This window comes from Actinomadura sp. 9N215 (assembly GCF_044326345.1).
GTDB lineage: Bacteria > Actinomycetota > Actinomycetes > Streptosporangiales > Streptosporangiaceae > Spirillospora.
In genome coordinates, this window is sequence record NZ_JBIRBA010000018.1 from 161,499 (window position 1) to 181,698 (window position 20,200).

The window sequence follows — 20,200 nt, forward strand, 5'->3', positions numbered from 1 at the left end:
GCCCCATGACCCCAGCCGTGATCACGCTCTACCGCGATCTGCCGGACAAGGACGTGGACGAACTCCTCTCCCTGCTCGACGATGCCGAGATCGACGCGGAGATCGGCCCACCCCACGTCCGCATGGGCACGCTCGCGGAGGCCACCACGCAGATGCTCCTGCAGATCTCCCTGGAGAACCTGAGCGCGGTAATGATCACCGCCGCAGGCATGCGCCTGTGGAAAGGTCTCCGCACCCTGTTCGATCGCGACGACGAGGAGAGCCAAAACGAGGCCCTGATCGTCATCATCGATCCACAAACCGGCCACCGAATCGAACTGACCCACAGCGCCCTACACCACTCCTCGCTATCCGAGCTCCTCGATCTCATTAACGAACAGCACCCGAGAGAGCCCCCACCCCTGATCGCCACCTGGGACGAAACGTCCAGCACCTGGCACATCCACTGAAACACTGGTGGGAGCCCAGCCACCCAAGCCACACCTGCGTGGCCACGCTCCGGGCCTGTGCCGAACCTTTGACTCGGAAAGACATTCGCGCTGGCTTGGCCCGTCAGGTCGAGGCCAATGATCACTAGCATTGGGATGATGACTTAGCTGATTATCTGTGTCCTCCCGAACCGGGGGGAGTTGTCCGCCTTGCAAGGGTCCGAGGGTAGGGCCGGGCTTTCGGGAGGGGTCTCCAATGCCCGCGCTTCCCGCGGCGGTGCCCGATCTTGGAGCGGGTCCTTTCTCTGTTTCGGCTAGGCGGAATCCCCTGCTGCGAGCGGGCCGATCAAAGGTGTCCGGATAAACGAAGCCCTTGTGCCGGAGAAAGAGGGGCTGCGATCCTTTCAGAGTGGAAGAATCCCAGGGATCGCGGACGAGGGTGGGATGACGGCGGACGGGGGTCGAATGACAGAAGTCACGGATCCCGAGCCGACGACGGGGTGGCCGGCGCGAACCCGGATCGGCGGAAGCCGTGCCGCGATCCTGACGACGACGTTGCAGATTCTCCTGGTCGTGTCCGCGATCGCGCTGTGCCTTCAGGCGCCCTTGCAGGTGCGGATATGGGGCGTCCTTGTGTGGGCGATCGTCCTGATCAGACTGGTGGGCAGGCTGCTGGGCCCGAAGTCTCTCGTCCTCGCGCACGACTCGCTGGTGGTCCGCAGCGCGTACGGCACCATGTGGATCCCCTGGGACGAGGTCGACGGAGTCTTCCTGCTCCCGGCGGCCAGGCGGCGCACGCTGGTCTGGCACCGCCTTTTCCAAGGCCGGCTCCTGGTGCGGACGGCGAAGGAGCGCGTGAAGGAAGGGGCATGGCAGGCCGCCTGGCCGGGGCTCGTCATCGATCTGCGGCTGCTGGACGTCACGCGGCAGAGCCTCGACGAACTGCTCCAGAGGTACGCCGGGGAGCGCTGGCACGGGGCGACCACGCTGGCGGCCGGGAACGTGCGGGCCGTCCAGATCCGCGGCGAGCTGCTGACCTGGACGGCGCGGGCGCTGCTGCGGGCCAGGCTTCCGGTGTCCGCGGTCGCGGCGGTCGCGGTCGGCGCGTGGGCAGGCGCCGACGCGTGGGACGGTGCGGGTGCGGGGGCCTGCGTCGCCATCATGGCCTTCGCGGTCGTCTCCACCGGGGTCGTCCTGGGCACCAGGAACCTCACGGTGAAGGTCGACCAGGAGGGCATCGACGTCACCGTCGGGACCACCGGTCGCACCGTGCGCCGGATCTCGCTGGACGCGGCGGGCGTCTCGGCGGAGCGCCTGTACGCGAGGTTCGGCGCGGACGCCACCGCGCCCCCGGGATTCCGGGCGTCGGGCTGCCTCGTCCCGGCCAAGGACGGGACGGTGACCCTGGTCCCGATGTTGTCGGAATGGCACGGGTACCAGCACGGCCTCACCGCGTATCCGGAACAGGTCGACGCCGCCCTGCGGCGCTTCGGGTACCCGGTCGCCGAGCGGACGGCGGTCGCCGAGCGGACGGCGTCGTCCCCGCCCAGGTCGCGGCTCGCGTCCGCGCCGGGGGTCAGGCGGCAGGAGCGGGAGGAGGAGCCGGACCCGCTCGCCGAGCTGCGCTCCCTCGTCGGCCTTGACGAGGCCAAGGAACTGGTCGAGATCCAGATCAACCTGCTGCGGCTGGCGAGGCTGCGCCGCATGGAAGGGCTGGCCGCGCCCCCGAGGGCCCACCACCTGGTGTTCGCCGGTCCGCCCGGCACCGGGAAGACGACGATGGCGCGGCTCTACGGCCGCATCCTCGCCTCCCTCGGCGCGCTCGAACGCGGGCACCTGGTCGAGGTGTCGCGCGGCGACCTGGTCGGCGAGTACCTGGGGCACACCGCGCAGGCCACCCGCAACTGGTTCAACAAGGCGCGCGGCGGCGTCCTGTTCATCGACGACGGCCACGGCGAGAACGACCCGGCCACGGGAGAAGGAGCCGAACACAGGTGGACGAACTTCCCAGCGAGATCGCCACGGTCATGGACCGCTTCGCCGCCGCTGCGGAGACCGACGACGCCGGATGGTTCCTGTCCGACGAGGCCGAAGCCTGCGCAGCGGCCCTTCACGCGCACGTCACGCCTCAGGGGCAGGGCCAGATGCCGGTGCTCTTCGCGTTGGCGAACCTGTACTGGGCCCAGTACGTGGCCACCGAGGGGACCCGTCCGGAGGCAGGCGGCGGAGCGCTGCTCTTCTTCGCGCCCATCTACCGGCTCGACCCGGAAGGCGTCCCCGAGCCGCTGCGCCCCGTGCTGGCCGCCCTCCTCGACCTCCCCGAAGGGACCGGGCTCGACCCGGCGGTGGCGTACGACCTCGGCAGCGGCCTGCTTGAGATCTACCACCGGCACCAGTACGTCACCGCGCTCCCCGACGCGCAGAAGCTGCTCACCATCGCGGCCAACGCGTTGCCCCCTTCGGAGCCGTGGTACGGCGCCGCCCTGTCGACGCTCAGCGCGGTCGTCGCCTACGAGTCCGCGCTGACCCCGGACCCCGCGGTGCTGGACTTCGCGGTCCACTGCGCGGACGCGGCGGTCGCGGCGCTCGCGGAGGCCTCCGCTGAGCCGCCGGAGCGGTCGCGACGGCTGGCCAACCTGGGGTTCGTCCTGAGCAGGCAGGCGGAGCGCAACGGCGACCGCGAGACCGCGCTGCGCGGCGTGGCCGTGCTCAGGCGGGTGCTGGAGGAGGCCCCGCCCGACGACCCGGTCCGTCCGCTCGTCACCGCCAATCTCGGCGAGGCGCTCGTCGTGCTCGCCCAGCGGTTCGAGGACGACTCCGCGCTCGCGGAGGGGACGGAACTACTGCGGCAGGCCATCGCGGTGATGCCGCCGGAGACCCGCGCGTACGCGGGCAGGCTCGTCTCGCTGGGGACGGCCCTGCTCGGCGCCGCCGTCACCGCCGAAGCGGCCGGCACCGGGACCTCCGCCGACTTCGACCCGGCCATCGAGACGTTCCGCCAGGCGGCGAACGTGGCCCCGGCCGGCGCCGATCGCATCACGGCCCTGGCCAACCTCGCCCACGCGATCTACGGCCGGGCCCTCCCGGAGTCCGACGCGGCGGCGCTCGACGAGGCCGAGGCCGTGGCGCTGCGGGCCCTGGACGAGACCCCGACCGGCCACTGGCTCCGGCACCAGACGCTTTTCGTCCTCGGCAGCGTAAGGGCGGCACGGTTCGAGAGCAGGGGAGACCCGGCCGATCTGGACGCCGCCGTCGCCGACGCCAGGGAGGCGCTGGAGCTCACCCCGCCCGGAGATCACAAGCTGACCGGACGCGTCACCGGCCTCGCCTCCCTGCTCCTCGAACGGAACCAGGACGAGGCGGCGGACGAGGCCGTCCACCTGCTGCGCGGCGCCCTCGCGAAGACCGCTCGGGACACACCGGAGCACTCCCGGCTCATGCTCGACCTGGGCTGGGCGCTGAGCCGCCGTCCCGGGCACACCGAGGAGGCCCTGCGGCTGCTGCACGAATGCCAGGACCTTCCGTCGCCGGGGACGAGCTTCACCGTACGGGCGCGTTTCCGGCTGGGCGCCGTCCTGGCGGGCGACGACGCGAGCCTGCGGCAGGGCGCCGCCCTGATGCGGCAGGCCGTGGACCTGCTCCCCGCCGGGTCCCCCGCCCGGCCGCAATTCCTCGCCCAGATGGCCTCGCTCTATCTGGAGCGGGCGAAGGACACGCTCGACAGCGAGCTGTTCGCCGCGGGACGGAGCCTGCAGGAGGAGGCGCTGTCGGAGGCCGAACCCGGCACGAGCCGGTACGCCATGCTCCAGACCACCCTGGGCGTCGCGCTGGCCACCCACGGCTGGAACATCGGCGACAGCGAGCTGCTGGCCGATTCGGTGCGGGCGCACCGCGCGGCCGTCGCGAGCACGCCGCCCACCGACGGCTTCCGGGCCGTCCGGCTGGGCAACCTGGGCGACAGCCTTCGCGGCCTGGCCGAGTTCAACTCGGACGTCGCCGTGCTCGAAGAGGCGATCAAGGTGCAGCGAGAAGCCGTCGCGGCGTCCTCGGACGACTTGCGCAACCGCGCCGTCTGCCTCACCCAGCTGGCGTCCTCGCTGCGCCTCCTCACCGGTCTCACGGTGGAGCCCGGCAGGCTGAGCGAGTCCACGGGCCGCCTGCGGGAGGCCGAGGGGCACCTCCGGGAGGCGGTCGCGCTCGGCCGGGCGGCGCGGCACCCGGTGGCGCCCCAGCTCGTCGGCCTGTGCAGCGTCCTCATCGACCTCGCGGGCCACACCCGGGACACCACGCTCACCGACGAGGTCGAGCACCTGCTGACCACGGAACTCGACACGGCCGGGCACGTTCCCGAGGAGCGGGCGCTGCTGCTCTCCGCGCTCGGCCTGAGCAAGTGGAATCGCGCCACCGCCATCGGCGACAAAACCCTTCTGGAGGCCGGGCTGGACACGCTCCGGCAGGCGGTCGCCGTGCTCCCTCCCCGGCACCTGACCCGGACCGCGGTGCTCATGAACCTGGGCGGGGCACTCCTCGACCAGTACCTCAACATCGGTGATCCGGCCTGGCTGGACGAGGCGGTGGACGTCCTCGGCACGGCCCTCGCCGAGTCCCCGCCGCGGGGGTACCTGCGCGTCGCCGTCCTGTCCAACCTGACCATGGCGCTCGGCCACTCGTACGAGGCGACCGAGGACCCGGCCGTCGCCGACCGGGCGCTCGCGCTCGGCAGGGAGGCCGTTTCGGCGGACTACGGCGACCGGCTCGCCCATGGCATGGCGCTGATGAACCTGGGTGTTGTGCTGCAGGGCGTGGCGACCGTCGCCTTCGACCCGGAGATCCAGGCGGAGGCCATCGCCACTCTTGAGGAGGCGGCCGCCGCCATGGGCGAGGACCACCCGCGGCGCGCGCTGTGCCTGTCGGACCTGGCCACCGCCTACTGGACCCGCACGCAGATGCCCGGCGACATGAGCCCCGAGGCCGCCGGCGTCGCGCAGTTCCTCGGGATCGGACCGGCGCTGACCCCCGGCGGCCGGGAAACCCGGGAGCGGCTGCGGCGCGCGACCACGGCGGCCCGCGCCGCCATCGCCCTCACCCCGGACGGCCACCCCGACCGCGCCCTGCCCGAGCTGACCTTCGCCCGCTCGCAGCTCACCCGCGCCCTGCTCGGGGAGCGCGTCGACCTGGCCGAGGCGGTGCGGATCGCGCGGCGGGCCGCCGAGTCGGCGAACGCGTCCATCGTCGTCCGGCTGCACGCCGCCCGCGTGTGGGGGGACGCGGCGGCGCGGGCGGGCCTGTCCGCGGACGCGCTCGCCGGCTACGCCTACGGGGTCGAGCTGCTGCCCCGGGTGGCGCCGCGCGGCCTGGACCGGATGGTGCAGGAGGACCGGCTGAGCATCACCTTCGGCCTCGCCAACGACGCCGCCGCGTTCGCGTTGCGGGCGGGCGACCCGGAGCGGGCGCTGGCGCTCCTCGAACAGGGCCGCGGCGTCCTGCTGGCCCAGGCGCTGGAGACGCGCGGCGACGTCTCCCCGCTCCGTGCCGCGGACCCCGCGCTGGCCGCGGAGTTCGAGGAGCTCAGGGAGGCCATGGCGGGCGCCGGGCAGGCCGCGGTCCCGGTGACCGCCGACCTCGGCCCCGAGGGCGAGATCCGGACGCGGAACGCGGCCGTCCGGCTGGCGGAGCGGCGGCAGGCCCAGGCCCGCGCGTGGGATCTGCTGCTGGAGCGGATCCGCGCGCTGCCCGGTCTTGAGGGCTTCCTCCGTCCGCCGGAGACGGCGGAGCTGCTGGCGTCGGCGTCCGACGGGCCGGTCGTGGTCGTCAACGTCAGCCGGTACCGGTCGGACGCCCTGCTCGTCACCGCCGGAGGCGTCGACGTGGTGGAGCTGACCGGCCTGTCCACGATGACGGCGATGGAGAAGGCGACCGAGTTCATCGCCACGGTCGACGAGGCGTACGGCGAGCGGGGCCGCGAGGCCGTTCCCGCCGCCGCCCGGTCGTTGACCCGCTCCCTGGAATGGATGTGGTCGGTGATCGCCGGGCCGGTGCTCGACCGGCTCGGCCTGCGCTTCACGCCGGACGAGGACGCGCCGTGGCCCCGGCTGTTCTGGTGCCCGACCGGCTGGGCCTCGTTCCTCCCGCTGCACGCCGCCGGAAACCACGAGGACGGCAGGCGGGCGACCGTGCTCGACCGCGCCGTCTCGTCCTACACGCCGACGCTCCGCGCGCTGCTCCGGGCGCGCGCCGAACTCGCCGGGCGCGCCACGGCCGAGCCCGCCCCGCTGGTGATCAGCTTGCCCGAGACCCCAGGCGGCGGCGGGCTGCCCGGCGCGGCAGCCGAGGCCGACCTGATCAAGGGGCTCTTCCCGGACGCGGCGGAGCTGACCGGGCCGGAGGCCACCGTCGACGCCGTCCTGCGGGAGCTGCCCGGGCACGCGTGGGTCCACTTCGGCTGTCACGGGGTCAGCGACCTGAACCGTCCGTCCGAGGCGGGGCTCCAGCTCCACGACGGACGGTTCCGGGCCTACGACGCCGCCGGGCTCCGCATGGAGCGACCGGTCCTGGCGGTGCTGGCGGCCTGCTCGACGTCGCGCGGCGGGTTCTTCGTGCCCGACGAGGTCATCCATGTGGCCTCGTCGTTCCAGCTGGCCGGATACCCGCACGTCATCGGCACCTTCTGGCCGGTCTCCGACAGGCTTTCGAGGAAGGTGACCGAAGAGTTCTACCTCGCGCTCGCGCGGGGCGCCTTCGCACCGGCCACCGCGCTGCACGGCCCGATCAGACGGCTCCGGGACAGGTTCCCCGCCGCACCGCACCTGTGGGCCGCCCACGCACACACCGGCCCCTGACCCGGCCAGCCCACCAGGAGCCCGGCCTGGTCAGCCCGCCGGGAGCCCTGGCCCGGTCAGCCCGGCGGGAGCCCCGGCCCGGTCAGCTGCCCGAGGACGACGAGTCGCTGTCGCTCGTCGAGGTGCCGGACGGCCCCTGCGGCGGGTTCTCCGGCTCGGAGACCTCGTCGTCCGGACGGTAGGTCCGCCGGTCGCCGTACTCGTCGGCGAGGGCCATCAGTTCCTCGTCACTGGGCCGCTGCCTACGCGCCAACGGACTCTCCGTTCGTCTCCTGGGACTGCCGTGGTCTCGGCACCCGCATGAGCTCCACCACTTCGATCTCGGCCGCCCGCACATAGACCCCGTCCGTGCCGGGGACCTTCTCGCCGAAGGAGCCGTCCGGGCTCATCCTGTACTGGCTCTCCAGGTAGATGTCGGCCTCGTTCGGATACGCGGAGACCGCCGAGCGGGAGCCGAGCCAGCCCCCCACCCACGCGCCGCTCTTCAGCCGTATCCGCACATAGCACGAGCCCCGGTCGCGGAACAGCGCGTCCCACGCGGTCGGGGTCGGGTCGTACCGCGCCTGCAGCCGCCGCGCGGCCAGCCGGGCCTCCGTCCAGGCGACCAGGGAGGGGATCAGGACGACGAACACCAGGATCGCCCACCCAGCCTGCCGGGGATGCCGGGACAGCCCCGCCACCGGCCCCTTGCCGTCGCCGAGCAGCAGGTCGGCCAGCCAGGGCCCGCCGGTCACCGCGTAGACCCCGACGAGCAGCACGCCCATCGCGATCGCCCGGATCAGCCGGTTCTGCGGATCCCGCTCCGCGGGCAGCGTCCCGCGGAACCGCTCCCTGACCCCCTGATAGAAGACCCCGGGCAGGACGAGGAACAACAGGATCATGAACTGCTGGGCCGTGCCCGGAACCATCAGACCGGCCTGCACTGGAAGGGCTCACCGTCGGCGGTTTCGACCGTCACCCGTTCATCATGCCCCGACGGCGCATGACCCGCCCCGCCATACCGGGCAGAGGGAATGCGAACCGCGCGACCGCCCCGGACGGTATCGAGGTCGTCGTAGACGATGGCACAGGACACCCCGGTTTCCCGGCCACCACGTACAGATCAGGGTCGGCTTGACGCATTCCGATATGGGCATATGATGGCGGCCATGGCACGAGCAGCGACGACATCGGACGTCTTCAACGCGATCGCCGAGCCGCAACGCCGCCAGATCCTGGTACTGCTGCGGACGGGCGAGCGGCCGGTGACCGAGCTAGCCCGGGAACTGGGGATGACCCAGCCCGGGGCGTCCAAACACCTGCGGGTGCTCCGCGAGGTCGGGCTGGTGCGGGACCGCAAGTCGGGTAAGCAGCGCTTGTACGGCCTGGACGCCCGCGGGCTGCGGCCCGTCCACGAGTGGACCGGTGGGTTCGAACGATTCTGGAACCAGAGCTTCGACCGGCTGGACGCCTACGTGCAGGACCTCAAACAAGCAAGGCAGGAGGAATAGCCAATGAGCGCGACGCGACCAGGAGGACCGGCGCAGTCCGCGACGGCCGACCGCGAGACCGTCATCTCCCGGGTCATCGACGCCCCGCCAGAGCTGGTGTTCGAGGCGTTCACCGAAGTCCGGCACCTGTCGCGGTGGTGGGGACCGGACGGATTCACCACCACCACACAGTCGTTCGAGTTCCGCGTCGGCGGAGAGTGGGACTTCGTGATGCACGGACCGGACGGGACGGACTACACCGAGTGGATCTCCTGGACCGAGATCACCCCGCCGGAGCGGATCGCGCTGCTGCACGGCGAGTCCCGCCACGACCCGAACGCCTTCGAGTCGGTCCTGACGTTCGCGCCCGACGGCGCGGCGACCCGGATCGAAATGCGCACGGTGTTCCCCACCAAGCAACTGCGCGATGAGGCGGTCGAGAAGTACCACGCGATCGAGGGCGGCCGGCAGACCCTGAGCAACCTGGCCGCCTACGTCACCGAGCTCGTTCAGAAGAGAGTTGAGGACTGATGGCCGGAAAAGTGTTCTTCAGCGTGTCGATGTCGCTGGACGGGTTCATCGCGCCCGAGTCCACCGAGGAGTTGATGGGGCGGCAGTGGATGGAACTGCAGGCGTGGATCTTCCCGCAGCGGTTCTTCCGGGAGAACCTGAAGCTCGGCGGGGGCGGCGAGGAAGGCCGCGACAACGACATCGCGCGGGAGACGTTCGAGCGCACCGGCGCGAGCGTGATGGGCAAGCGCATGTTCGACGCCGGCGAGCGGATGTGGCCGGAAGAGGCGCCGTTCCACACGCCGGTCTTCGTCGTGACCCACGAGAAACGTGACCCCTGGGAGCGGCCGGGCGGGACCACCTTCCACTTCGTCAACGACGGCATCGAGACCGCGCTCGACCAGGCCCGCGAGGCCGCCGGCGACCGCGACGTCCGCATCGCGGGCGGCGGCGCGACCATCCTGGAATACCTGAACGCCGGCCTGATCGACGAGTTCTCGATCGCGCTGTCACCCGTCCTGTTCGGCTCCGGAATCCGCCTGTTCGAGGGCGTGGACGCGGCCCGCATCGCCCTACAGCCGGCCCACGCGGACCCCACCCCGAGGGCCACGCACCTGACCTACACCGTCCGGCAGCGATAGACGCACGACGCACAACACCACGGCGGACGCAAAGGACCCCCCAAACGGTCGGCACAGACGATTCCCTACCGGAATGACCAGCCCACTTGCTGGTTGGCCAGGAACGAGCCAGGAGAATCGGTGGGCCGCTCGGCACCCATGGGGGACGATTCGCCAGGTGGAATCGCCAGCAACAGGTGCGCGGCTTTGGATGGTGGTCGGCGTTCCGGCAGACGACGGTCTGCGGCATGTGTTTGCGAGCATCTTGAGCGGAAACAGCGCTGACGATCACGGTCGCGGTGGGTTCCATTTCGGTGGCCCGGCGCAATAATTTGCCCTCCGCGAGCGGCGTTTTGGCAGCTCAACCGGATGCCGCACAGCTTGCTGTGCGCCCTTCCGAGAAGGCGTTCTTCAACCACCAGGCCGTTGTGCTGCTCGTCACCTTTGCATCGACGAGGAGGGGCCGGTTCCGGGGACCCGCCAGCCAGTTCGCAACGGGTGCCAGGTCCTCGGGCCGGCGTACCGTGATGCCTTCGCATCCGAATCCCCGGGCGATGGCCGCGACATCGGCCGGCGGGAAGGTGACGGTGTCCAGCGGATGGCCGCCCGGACCGAAATGGTGGACCTCGGCCCCGTACGCCTCGTCGTCGTACACCACGATCAGCAGGCCGAGCCCGAGCCGCGCGGCCGTCTCCAGGTCGGCGATGCCCATCAGGACGCCCCCGTCACCGATCGCCGCCACCGTGACCTGGCCGGGCCGGGCGAGGGCCGCACCGACGGCGGTCGACAGGCCCAGCCCGACCGACTGGAACGACTGGGTGAACAGTAGCGCTCCCGCCTGCGGGACACTGAGGAACGCCGACGGGTAGCCCAGATGGTGCCCGGAGTCGATCGTGATGGTGCGCTCGTCCGGGAGCAGATCGTCCAGGGCGATGGACAGGGTGCGCGGATCGATGCGCGCCCCGTCGGAGTCGTCGTCGTAGGGCAGGTCGCGCCAGCGGCCCTCGCGGGAGATGCGTTCGGCCAGCTTCGGTTCGCGCCGCCCTGTGGACCGGTGCCCGCGACGAGCCAGCTCCGCGGCGACCGCCCGGGCGGTCTCGGCCACGTCGCCCACGACGCCGAGGTCGGCGGGCACGTGGCGGGAGAGCGCGAGTTCGTCGACGTCCACTTGGACGATCTTGGCGTCGGCGCCGACCAGCGTGCCGTGTGCCAGCGTCCACCTGTTGAGGGAACAGCCCCAGCCGACGAGCAGGTCGGCGGCCTCGATGAGCTCGGCGGCCAGGGGGGTGGCGAAGCCGCCGCTCACGCCGAGGTCGAACGGGTCGCCCGTGAACAGCCCCCGCGCCACCACGGAGGTGGCCAGCAGCGCGCCGGTCGCCTCGGCCAGCTCCCGGAGCGCCGCCCCCGCGCCGGCGAGCCAGGCGCCCCGGCCGCCGACGAAGACGGGGCGGCGCGCCGCGGCCAGCAGGTCGGCCAGCTCGGCGACCGCGGCGGGCGACGCCATCGGAGGACGCGGCCTCAGCGCGGGCGCCCGTGCGGCAACGGGGATCGCGGCGGCCTGGACGTCCAGCGGCAGGTTCAGCACTACGGTGCGGCCGCTCAGTGCCGTACGGCATGCACGGGCCAGATCGTCAGCGGCGGTTTCGGGCGAGTGGATCCGGTCCGGCACGGCGCCCACGGAGGCGGCCAGCGCCCACTGGTCGATCCGGAAGTTGGACCCGACGGCCCCGGCCGCGGTCTCTCCGGCGAGCACGAGCAGCGGAGTCCGGCTCTTGGCCGCCTCGGTGATGCCGGTGAGGGCGTTGGTGAGGCCCGGGCCTTGATGAACCGAGAGCACGCCGAGAGAGCCGCGAGCACGCGCGTAGGCGTCCGCCATCGTGGCGGCACCGCCCTCGTGACGGGCGGCCACGAACCGCATGCCGCCGGCGATCAGCGCGTTGGTGATGTGGAAGTTTCCGCTTCCGACGACCCCGAAGGCCACGTCGGCGCCCTGGCGGGCCAGTGCGGTCCCGAGGGCTTCGGAGACCGTGGTGGTGACGGGGGGCTGGACCATCATTTCTCCAGGACGTCCGTAAGGGCCGAGTAGTGCGCTGCGAGGTGCGGTTTACGCGCAGCGGCCATTTGTCAAATCCCGCTGGGACCGCCTGCAAGAGGTGGACGAATGGCTACTCGAAATCAATCGAATGATGTGCTAATGAATGCGAGAGGCGATATCCTCGACCTATTGTGAACCGTGGGATCGAGCATAGCGTCCAACGAGTTCGCGGACAGGGGACTGGCGGCTGTTCTCTGCTTGTCACATGGTGTGACAAGCAAGGGACAACGCGTGATCGAATACGGGGAGAATTTCACCGGTGAATGTGCGATACCGGGTCGCTGAATACGAGTGGTGCCGCGGGTGAAGCCGCAATCGTCGCCGGTGGTCGAGAGCGGACAGGGGCGCGATGAGGGCGGCGGGGTCGAAAGTCCTGGGGGAGGCGAGCGGGAAAGGCGGCGAACACCCGCCGCGGGCGGAGCCGCCGGTCCGGCCGAAAGCGGGCTGCGGGCGCTCGGCCGCCGCGAGGCGGCCGTCTCGCGGGTCGCCGTCGTCCTGGGCTGTGGTCTGCTGGCGATCCCCGGGGCGCCGGCACCGCTCGCGGCGGCCGGATTGCTGGCGCTCGCGCTGCTCGGCTGCGGACTCTACTGGCTCAGCCTCACCCGGCGCCCCGCCGCGGGATGGGCGACCGCCGACCTGGCCATCGTCGTCTGCGTTTGCCTCACCCAGCACTGGACGGTCTCGCCTGACCTGCTCGACGGGGGCGTGAGCTCGGCCCGCGCCGTCGCCTCCCTCACCGTGGTGGCGTACCAATGGCACAGCGGCCCGCGGAACGGCGCGATCGTCGCGGTGGTCGTCACGGCCGCCTATCTGGCCGGCGCGGCCGTCGGTGACGGGGGAGCCTGGAACGCGCTGTGGCCGAAGGCGCCCTGGATGCTGGTCGAGGCCGCGCTGTCCCGCATCCTGTGGATGCTGATGCTGCGCGGCGCCCGGCATGCCGACCACATCGGGCGGCGAGAGGGCGACCGGCGGCGGCGCTGGGCGGTGGCGGCCGCCATCCGCGCGGACGAGCGCGACTATCTGGCCGCATTGCACGACACCGCCGCGGCCACCCTGCTGATGGTCGGTCTCGGCGGCGCCCGCGGCCGGGCTCTCGCCGAGCAGGCCGGGCGTGACGTTCGGATCCTGTCCGGCCACCTCGAGCACGGCGGCGCCGAGGCGGACCTGGCCGAGATGCTCGGCACCACCATCGGGCGCAGCTCGCTGACCGTCCACCAGAAGGCGTCCGGGCCGTTGCCGATGCCGCTGCGCCCGGCCGTCGCGATCTGCCGCGGCGTACACGAGGCCCTGGCCAACGTCGCGCGGCACGCCGGCGTGAGCGAGGCGACGGTGTCCGCCGGACGCGACGGCGACGGAGTCCGTGTCGAGGTCCGTGACCGGGGCCGCGGGTTCGTGCCGGCAGAGGTGCCGCGGCACCGCCGGGGAGTCTCCATGTCGATCGTCGAACGGATGGCCGCGGCGGGCGGGTCGGGCTCGGTCACCTCCCTGCCGGGCGCCGGGACGCGGGTGACGCTGACCTGGTCGCCCGCGTCCGAGCGGGCGGGCCGGGCCACGGAGGGGGTGTGGCGGACCAGGTCCGCCTACGTGACCGTGGCCGGGTTCCTGCGCGGGATGCGGCTGGCCGTCGTCGGGATCATCGTGGCCCTGCTGCTGGTGTGGGAGCTGCCGATGATGGCGTCCGGCGGCGGCCACGGCCCCCGGCCGTTCGCCGTGCAGGTGACGGCCTACTGCGTCATGCTGGCCGTCGCGATCGGCAGCGGGATGCGGATCATGCTCCACCGGCCGATCCGGAGGCCCGTGCGATGGCTCATGCTCGCCGTCGTGGTCGTCGCGTCGGTCGCGGCCAGTGCGGGGACGCCGATGGAGGAGCTCGGCGGTCCCTCCCACTGGAACTACGGCAACGTCGGCTGGTTCGCGCTGCTGCTGCTGATGGACGCGCCGCTGCGGGTGCTCATCGCCGCCACGTTCCTGGACTATGCCGTGGCCCTGGTGCTACTGACGGTCGCGGGCGAGTCCGGCTTCGGGACACTCGCCGTCCTGACCACCGCGTCCGTGCTCATCTGGAGTTACCACCTGGGAGTCGTGTTCGCCACCTGGGCGCTGCGGCGCATCGCCGAGACCGCGGCGCGCATCTCACTGGAGGAGGAGCGGCTGCGCACCAGGGACGCCGTCGGCCGCCGGCTGCACGGCGAACGCCAGTCCCGCTTCGCGGCGCTGGCGACGGCCGTCATTCCGCTGCTCACCGGGCTGGCGTCCGGCACGCTCGATCCGGCTGATCCCGAGGTGCGGCGCGACTGCGCGCTGGAGGCGGCGAGGCTCCGGCGGCTGTTCGCCGAGAGCGACGACGTGCCCGACCCGCTGGTCCACGAGCTTGAGGCGTACATCGACGACGTCGAACGGAGGGGAGTGGCCGTCTCGCTGGCGGTCCGCGGCCGGCGCTCGACCCTGGACCCCCTCGCCCGGCGGGCGCTCACCGAACCGGCACTGTGGGCGCTGCTCATGGTCGCGAGCGCGGCCCGGATCACGGTGGTGGCCGCGCCCGCCGAGGTCACGGTCAGCGTGGTGGGCGATGTCGGCGACGCGGGCGAGCTCGCCCGGCTGCGAAGCCTGATCGAGCGGAACCGCGCCGGTCGGGTGACCGTCAGCCTTACGACGATGGGCACGCGGTTCTGGGTGGAGGCGACATGGCGCGACACGAAGCGACCAGCGTGACGGTGATAGACGACCACCCCGTCATCGTCGCGGGCGTGCGGTCGTGGTGCGATGACGCCGATCCGCCGATCGGCGTCGTCGCGGCCGGGCCCGACGTCGACGTGGCGCGGACGGGGAAGGGGCGAGATGCGGACGTGGTCGTGTTCGACCTGCACCTGACCGGCAGCGCACCGGCGTTCGCCGCGCTCAGGGGGCTGGTGGACGACGGTCGCCAGGTGATCGTCTATTCCATGCGCGATGATGCCGAGGCTGCGCTGACCTGCCTGGACATCGGCGCGTTCACGTATCTGACCAAGGCCGAGGGCGACGTCCACCTGGTCGCGGCGATCCGCGCCGCCGCGGAGAACCGTCCCTACACGCCGCCGGCGCTGAGCGGCGCGATCGGCACCGACTCGCGGCCCGGACGCCCGCAGTTGTCACTACGCGAGTCCGATGTGCTCGTGGAATGGTTCCGCTGCGAGTCCAAGGAGATGGTGGCGCGCAAGCTCGGGCTTTCCGTGCGCACGGTCAATACCTATCTCGAGCGGGTCCGCATTAAGTACGCCAACGTCGGCCGCCCGGCGTCGACCAAGGCGGCCCTGGTGGCCCGCGCGATTCAGGACGGGCTCGTGGCAGTGGACGAACTCTGAGCGGGCCGAAATGTGGGACGAATGACCGACGTGGGTTTCACTGCCGATCTTCTATGATTCGAGAGGTGAATCGATACGAAGCTTCCTGATGGTGTCGCCCCGCGAAACCGACACGATGACCAATAGGGTGCAGATCGTCCCCGGCGACCGCCGCTCCTCGCCGCCGTTGTCATGACACGACCTGATCTCCCGAGTTTCACCTGCTCGTCATCTGCTTGTTTCGAGGGGGATTTCCGCCGACCGCGGGAGGCGAATACTGAGATTGGGATCTCATGTCGAAAGCAGACAGTTCACCATCGTCCACCGACCCGATGGAGCCGGCCGATTACCGGCGGATCTGCCGCGTCCTGGACGACGTGCTGGGCGCGCACGACCACACGCAGTTCCGAGAACGGCTGCGCGTCTCGCTCGCCCGGAACTTCGGCTGGGAGGGAGCGGTCAGTGTTCCGCAGACCTGCGCGGACCGGGTGCTCGGCGACGGCCGCTCGCTGGCGATCGTGCCGCCCACCCGGGCCGGAGCCCGCGCGCACGCGCGGCACCGCGCCATCCTCGATCACCTTGACCGTTACCTGAATCCCCTCGTCGGGGACTTCGGAACCGCGGACGGACACGAGGCCGCGGGCGGCAACGGACTGTCGCTGACCCACCGTGAGCGCGAGGTCGCCGAGTTAGTCGCGGCCGGACTGACCAACGACCAGATCGCCGAGCGGATGCACATCACCGTGGGCACCGTGAAGAAGCATCTCAGCCAGGCGATGGCCAAGAACGATTGCACCAGCCGCACCCAGCTCGCCTTGCTCTTACGCCGCCCGTCCGCCCCGGGCGCGGGCTGACCAGATGCATACCACTTCGCCTCGGCCGTCATCGTGACCGGCCGAGGCGAAGCATCTGAGGGAGGCAATCCAGGGGTGCCTTCGCGCCTGCCGGGGAAGGGCAGTCTTGGCGACGGGCGTGGATTCGCTACGGCGAAGGGCGCTGATCTGCTAGGGCGCTGATCTGCTAGGAGGCGGGGCTCGCCGTGGCGGAGCGGACCGTGGCGGCGGCGGCGGAAGCCGCAGGAGCGGTGGGGGCGGTCCGCAGGACGGTGCTGAACGCCTTGTCCAGCGAGTCCGCGACGGCCTCGAACCCCAGCCGCAGCATTCCGGTCTCGTACTCGCGCACGGCCTGGCTGGGAGGCATGGTGTGGATCGCGTCCCCCAGCAGCGTCACACCGGGGCAGTCCCACGGCTCGACGGGCCGAGCGGAACGGAACTCGACGGGGAAGGCGACGGCCGCGTCCACGATCCTGCGCAGCAGTGGGTGCCAGCCGGCCACCATGCCGATGGTGTCGACACGGGCGCCGGGCACCGCCACATCACGGACGGCGGGGCTGGTCCCGTCCCGGCCAGGCCGGACATCATGATCTCGCGCAGGGTCAGCCGGTTGACCGCGAAGAACGAGCCCGCCGGGCGGGGCGGGATGGGCCGGACGAGCCGTTCGTTCAACTCGCCGTCGAGAACCGCCAGTCGCGCCGCCGGGACGAGCGCCGTCTCGGTGCACAGCGTGAACAGCCCGTCCGGCAGGCAATCACGCAGCGCCCTCGCACCGCTCTCCTTAATGGAAATGCGATGCCCTTGCTCGCGGAAATGCGCGGAGCCGTCGCGCTCGTATACCGCGCAGCTGACTCCTGATTTCCGGAGCCCCTGGGCCAGGCAGAGACCGCCGATGCCGCCGCCTATGACGAGCACGTGGAGGCCGTCGGGGTTGTCTGCCACAAGCGGAGAGACTAGCCGTTCGCCCCACCGCTGAATATGGGACGAAAGTGGAATGGGAGCGCGGCCGGTCGAATGGTTAGCATTCGGCTGCGGAAACATCCTGCCGGACGAGAGGACCCCGCTCATGCTGGACGTCATCGGGGCGGGGTACGGCCGCACCGGGACCCTGTCGACGAAGTTCGCGCTCGAGAGGCTCGGCTTCGGGCCCTGCTACCACGCGGTCGAGTCGCTGCGGCACCCCGGCCACCTGCCGAAGCGGGAGGCCGCGTTCGACGGCTCCCCGGACTGGACGGACCTGTTCGACGGCTACCGATCCACCATGGACTGGCCCGGCATGTTCTTCTGGCGCGAGCTCCTCGACGCCTGCCCGGACGCGAAGGTGATCCTCACCGTCCGAGACCCGCGCCGCTGGTTCGCCAGCATCCGCGGGGTCGGCGGATCCCACGGTGCCCTGATCCCTCGCCTGCTGGCCCAGCGGTGACCGAGGGGCGCGCCCCCTGGTTCGTCGCGATGCCCGACTCGGCGGCGGGCGCCGCCACCGCGCGCATGGTCCGGCGGCGCATGGGCGCCGCCTCGGTGGTGGAGCACCCGTCCGGGCGCCCGTGGCTGATCGGGGAGTGGGCGCCGTACCGGCTGGCGACCGGCCGGGCGCGGCATCGGGCTCTCGCCGTCGTCGGTGAGCATGACGTCACAGCCGACCGGCTCGACCGCTACGCCGCCGCCCTGACCGGCGCGGGGGATCTTGACGGTCTGGACGAGCGCATCCCCGGCAGCGTGCACCTGGTCGCCTCCGTCGCCGGTGTCGTACGGGTTCAGGGCACCGTGAGCGGACTGCGCCGGGTCTATCACTGCGAGGTCGGGGGCGTGCCCGTGGCGGGCGACAACGCCGGCGTCCTGGCGCGGCTGTCGGACGCGCCGGTGAACGCGGCCCGGCTCGCCGTCTGCCTGCTCTACCCCGCCATACCGTTGCCCAGCGCCTGGCACACGATGTGGAACGGCGTCGATGCGGTCCTGCCCGGACACTGCCTGGTGCTGTCCGCCGGGGGGACGGTACGGCAGGCGCCCTGCTGGGATCCGTCCACCGGGCGACCTGTTGCGACTCTGGCGGAGGCCCGCGCGGCACGCCGCGCACTCGACGGGCCCGTCGTCATGGCGGGCCTGAGCGCGGGAGGCAGCCCTGAGACCGACGCTCCGGTCCCCTCCTATGAGGGCGTACTGACGGACTACGACACCTTTGACCTGCCGTTTCCCTACCTGCATTACCGGCGGCGCTTCGAGGCGTCGCTCGGCTCCGGCTCGTCCGTCATGCTCCCGGTGCCCCCGGCATCGGACGGCTCCGGCGCCGCGCCCGTGATGCCGGCATGGGCGACTCCCGACGCGGTGGCGGCGGTGGGCCGCATCCTGGAGGCCGAGGCCGAGGTCGCCGAAGGCGAGCCGGGCCCGCGGATCGTGCAGGCGCAGGTGCGGTCGCAGGCGATCGCGGCCTTCCAGCGCCTGGCCACGGGCCACGGGGTGGTGCTGGCGGTACCCGATCTCGACGACCGTGTACTGGCTGCCGCGCATGGCCCCGAGTGCTCAGCGCCCGGTGGGTACGGTCCGGCCGGCCAGGGGCGGGGACCGGGCGCCCGTTATCCCGACGAGATCATGGAGGCCGCGGAGGGATCGCTCCTGGCGCGCATGGGCCTGATCGACGCGGCGGAGCTGCGCACGGCCCTCACCCGTCCCGCCGATGCGCGAACGCCCGCCCACCGGATCGAACCGACCCTGGCCTGCGAAGCGTGGATCCGGAACCGGCGGCGTGACGTCCACGGCTGAAGTCCGTACCGGCTCCGAGCCGGCCTGGCGAGAGACCGGCAAGGCCGTCACCACACGACGGGTAGTTCCCGTGGCCCCTGGACGGTACGGCGGGCCGGCCGCCATGGGATGTCCGCGGCGGAAACGGCCAGCCGCAGCCCTGGGAAACGCCGCAGCAACTCCCGAACGGCCACCTGCAGCTCCAGGCGGGCGAGTGGCGCGCCCAGGCAGTAGTGCGGGCCATGGCCGTAGGTGAGATGCCGGTTCTCCGCGCGGCGGGGATCCAGCAGGTCGGCGTCGGTGAAGAGGTCCGGGTCACGGTTGACCGCGGTGAAATCGACCATGACCCCGCCCCCGGCCGGGATCTGCACCCCGCCGAGCTCGACGTTCTCGGTCGCGACCCGGATGACGGCACCGTTGGCCGGCGGGTAAAGCCGGGAGAGCTCCTCCACCGCCCCGGGGATCAGCGCGGGATCGTTCACGATCGCCGCCCTCGCCGCCGGGTCGCGCAGCAGCACGTACGCGAAGATGCCCAGCTGGTAGAGGGTGGTCTCGTAGCCCGCGATCAGTATCTGCACCGCGAGGTTGACCGCCTCGCCCTCGGCGGGGCCTTCCGGGCGGTCGGCGGCCAGCTCGCTCAACAGGTCCCGGGCCGGCTCCGCGCCCTTCGCCTCGAGCGTCCGCGCCAGGTACGAGCGGAGTGCGTGCCAGGCCGCCATGCGCTCGGCCGGACCGCAGGGACGGACCGCCATGACGGCCCCGGCCCACTCGGCGAACGAGGCGCGATCCCGCTCCGGCACGCCGAACAGGCGCCCGAGCACCGCGATCGGCAGCGGCGAGCAGAACGCGGCGATGAGGTCGGCGGGAGGGCCCGCGGTGGTCATCGCGTCCAGCAGTTCGGTGACGATCCCTTCCACGTCCTCGCCCAGCTCCTCGACGCGGCGCCGTCCGAACGACGCCGTGGCCAGGCGCCGGAGCCGGGTGTGTTCGGGCGGGTCGGCGCTCAGCAGGTTGCCGCGCATCGCCATCACCGGACCGGAGACGAACTGGGGCGCGCCCGGCCGGTGGCGGCGGGCCAGGCTGAACACCGGGTCCGTCCACACCCGGACGGCGTCTCGATGCCGGGTCACCAGATGGACGACGTCGCCCGACGGGAGCGTGACGGCGGCCACCGGCTCCCGCTCGCGCAACTCGGCCAGCAGGGGAGCGGGCTCGGGCGCGTCCGGGCGCTCGAAGGGATAGGGGCAGCCCCCGTGATCCGACGGAAGGGCGGAATGCGAAGCGGGCAACGGGGGACCTCCTCGGCCGACGCCTGGATTGTCTGCCGAATAGAAAGAAAGCATCTTCGGT

16 protein-coding genes and 1 pseudogene are annotated in these 20,200 nt (G+C 71.9%); 11 read left to right on the plus strand and 6 right to left on the minus strand.

Annotated features, from left to right (window positions below; all coding sequences use genetic code 11):
• Positions 1–5: 5 nt before the first annotated feature.
• The 3 genes from ACH34T_RS27700 to ACH34T_RS27710 all read left to right on the plus strand — a co-directional run bounded on the left by ACH34T_RS27700 (position 6) and on the right by ACH34T_RS27710 (position 7,267).
• A complete protein-coding gene (locus tag ACH34T_RS27700) occupies positions 6–449 on the plus strand; it encodes a hypothetical protein (RefSeq protein WP_396023845.1) in 444 nt (147 codons plus the stop codon).
• A 444-nt stretch (positions 450–893) separates the two neighbouring features.
• Positions 894–2,954: an AAA family ATPase gene (locus tag ACH34T_RS27705; RefSeq protein ID WP_396023846.1), complete on the plus strand. Its 2,061-nt coding sequence runs from the start codon at positions 894–896 to the stop codon at positions 2,952–2,954.
• A 3,377-nt stretch (positions 2,955–6,331) separates the two neighbouring features.
• A complete protein-coding gene (locus ACH34T_RS27710) occupies positions 6,332–7,267 on the plus strand; it encodes a CHAT domain-containing protein (RefSeq protein WP_396023890.1) in 936 nt (311 codons plus the stop codon).
• 82 nt (positions 7,268–7,349) lie between these two features.
• On the opposite strand, the gene ACH34T_RS27715 is transcribed toward ACH34T_RS27710, so the two are convergent.
• Both ACH34T_RS27715 and ACH34T_RS27720 read right to left on the minus strand, forming a co-directional pair.
• The gene (locus tag ACH34T_RS27715) at positions 7,350–7,520 is read right to left on the minus strand and encodes a hypothetical protein (RefSeq protein WP_396023847.1); all 171 of its coding nucleotides are present in this window, start codon (positions 7,518–7,520) and stop codon (positions 7,350–7,352) included.
• Positions 7,510–8,175: a DUF6338 family protein gene (locus ACH34T_RS27720; protein WP_396023848.1), complete on the minus strand. Its 666-nt coding sequence runs from the start codon at positions 8,173–8,175 to the stop codon at positions 7,510–7,512. The genes ACH34T_RS27715 and ACH34T_RS27720 overlap by 11 nt, the downstream gene beginning before the upstream one ends.
• 240 nt (positions 8,176–8,415) lie before the next feature.
• On the opposite strand from ACH34T_RS27720, the gene ACH34T_RS27725 reads away from it, so the two are divergent.
• From ACH34T_RS27725 to ACH34T_RS27735, 3 genes are read left to right on the plus strand one after another with little or no spacing between them, the layout of a single operon-like run.
• Complete coding sequence (locus tag ACH34T_RS27725) at positions 8,416–8,757, plus strand: ArsR/SmtB family transcription factor (protein WP_396023849.1); 342 nt, start codon at positions 8,416–8,418, stop codon at positions 8,755–8,757.
• Positions 8,758–8,760: 3 nt separating this feature from the next.
• A complete protein-coding gene (locus ACH34T_RS27730) occupies positions 8,761–9,267 on the plus strand; it encodes an SRPBCC family protein (RefSeq protein ID WP_396023850.1) in 507 nt (168 codons plus the stop codon).
• On the plus strand, positions 9,267–9,887 hold the full coding sequence (locus tag ACH34T_RS27735; protein WP_396023851.1) for a dihydrofolate reductase family protein: 621 nt from the start codon (positions 9,267–9,269) through the stop codon (positions 9,885–9,887). Before ACH34T_RS27730 ends, ACH34T_RS27735 begins: the two co-directional genes overlap by 1 nt.
• 340 nt (positions 9,888–10,227) lie before the next feature.
• On the opposite strand, the gene ACH34T_RS27740 is transcribed toward ACH34T_RS27735, so the two are convergent.
• Complete coding sequence (locus ACH34T_RS27740) at positions 10,228–11,919, minus strand: thiamine pyrophosphate-binding protein (protein WP_396023852.1); 1,692 nt, start codon at positions 11,917–11,919, stop codon at positions 10,228–10,230.
• 345 nt (positions 11,920–12,264) lie between these two features.
• On the opposite strand from ACH34T_RS27740, the gene ACH34T_RS27745 reads away from it, so the two are divergent.
• From ACH34T_RS27745 to ACH34T_RS27755, 3 genes are all read left to right on the plus strand, one after another.
• Positions 12,265–14,673 carry an ATP-binding protein gene (locus ACH34T_RS27745; protein WP_396023853.1) on the plus strand — a complete coding sequence of 803 codons (2,409 nt, stop codon included), beginning with the start codon at positions 12,265–12,267 and terminating at the stop codon, positions 14,671–14,673.
• Positions 14,646–15,302 carry a response regulator gene (locus ACH34T_RS27750; protein WP_396023854.1) on the plus strand — a complete coding sequence of 219 codons (657 nt, stop codon included), beginning with the start codon at positions 14,646–14,648 and terminating at the stop codon, positions 15,300–15,302. The genes ACH34T_RS27745 and ACH34T_RS27750 overlap by 28 nt, the downstream gene beginning before the upstream one ends.
• A gap of 272 nt (positions 15,303–15,574) precedes the next feature.
• Positions 15,575–16,135, plus strand: a complete 561-nt coding sequence (locus ACH34T_RS27755; protein ID WP_396023855.1) for a LuxR C-terminal-related transcriptional regulator — start codon at positions 15,575–15,577, stop codon at positions 16,133–16,135.
• 166 nt (positions 16,136–16,301) lie between these two features.
• Here the strand turns inward: ACH34T_RS27755 and ACH34T_RS27760 are convergent, their stop codons facing one another.
• Together ACH34T_RS27760 and ACH34T_RS27765 are read right to left on the minus strand one after the other, a co-directional pair.
• Positions 16,302–16,649 carry a hypothetical protein gene (locus ACH34T_RS27760; protein WP_396023893.1) on the minus strand — a complete coding sequence of 116 codons (348 nt, stop codon included), beginning with the start codon at positions 16,647–16,649 and terminating at the stop codon, positions 16,302–16,304.
• 302 nt (positions 16,650–16,951) lie between these two features.
• A pseudogene (locus tag ACH34T_RS27765) lies at positions 16,952–17,194 on the minus strand (hypothetical protein); the annotation flags it as partial.
• On the opposite strand from ACH34T_RS27765, the gene ACH34T_RS27770 reads away from it, so the two are divergent.
• Both ACH34T_RS27770 and ACH34T_RS27775 read left to right on the plus strand, forming a co-directional pair.
• Positions 17,181–17,537, plus strand: a complete 357-nt coding sequence (locus tag ACH34T_RS27770; RefSeq protein WP_396023856.1) for a sulfotransferase family protein — start codon at positions 17,181–17,183, stop codon at positions 17,535–17,537. The pseudogene ACH34T_RS27765 and the gene ACH34T_RS27770 sit on opposite strands and share 14 nt — an antisense overlap.
• A complete protein-coding gene (locus ACH34T_RS27775; protein WP_396023857.1) occupies positions 17,534–18,871 on the plus strand; it encodes a hypothetical protein in 1,338 nt (445 codons plus the stop codon). Before ACH34T_RS27770 ends, ACH34T_RS27775 begins: the two co-directional genes overlap by 4 nt.
• A 47-nt stretch (positions 18,872–18,918) precedes the next feature.
• On the opposite strand, the gene ACH34T_RS27780 is transcribed toward ACH34T_RS27775, so the two are convergent.
• Positions 18,919–20,139: a cytochrome P450 gene (locus ACH34T_RS27780; protein WP_396023858.1), complete on the minus strand. Its 1,221-nt coding sequence runs from the start codon at positions 20,137–20,139 to the stop codon at positions 18,919–18,921.
• Positions 20,140–20,200 lie beyond the last annotated feature (61 nt).

Coding starts and splice junctions, on each gene's coding strand:
- ACH34T_RS27730 (WP_396023850.1), top strand. CDS start 8,761: ATGAGCGCGACGCGACCAGGAGGACCGGCGCAGTCCGCGACGGCCGAC.
- ACH34T_RS27720 (WP_396023848.1), bottom strand. CDS start 8,175: ATGGTTCCGGGCACGGCCCAGCAGTTCATGATCCTGTTGTTCCTCGTC.
- ACH34T_RS27725 (WP_396023849.1), top strand. CDS start 8,416: ATGGCACGAGCAGCGACGACATCGGACGTCTTCAACGCGATCGCCGAG.
- ACH34T_RS27770 (WP_396023856.1), top strand. CDS start 17,181: ATGCTGGACGTCATCGGGGCGGGGTACGGCCGCACCGGGACCCTGTCG.
- ACH34T_RS27710 (WP_396023890.1), top strand. CDS start 6,332: ATGGAGAAGGCGACCGAGTTCATCGCCACGGTCGACGAGGCGTACGGC.
- ACH34T_RS27700 (WP_396023845.1), top strand. CDS start 6: ATGACCCCAGCCGTGATCACGCTCTACCGCGATCTGCCGGACAAGGAC.
- ACH34T_RS27750 (WP_396023854.1), top strand. CDS start 14,646: ATGGCGCGACACGAAGCGACCAGCGTGACGGTGATAGACGACCACCCC.
- ACH34T_RS27735 (WP_396023851.1), top strand. CDS start 9,267: ATGGCCGGAAAAGTGTTCTTCAGCGTGTCGATGTCGCTGGACGGGTTC.
- ACH34T_RS27755 (WP_396023855.1), top strand. CDS start 15,575: ATGTCGAAAGCAGACAGTTCACCATCGTCCACCGACCCGATGGAGCCG.
- ACH34T_RS27740 (WP_396023852.1), bottom strand. CDS start 11,919: ATGGTCCAGCCCCCCGTCACCACCACGGTCTCCGAAGCCCTCGGGACC.
- ACH34T_RS27705 (WP_396023846.1), top strand. CDS start 894: ATGACAGAAGTCACGGATCCCGAGCCGACGACGGGGTGGCCGGCGCGA.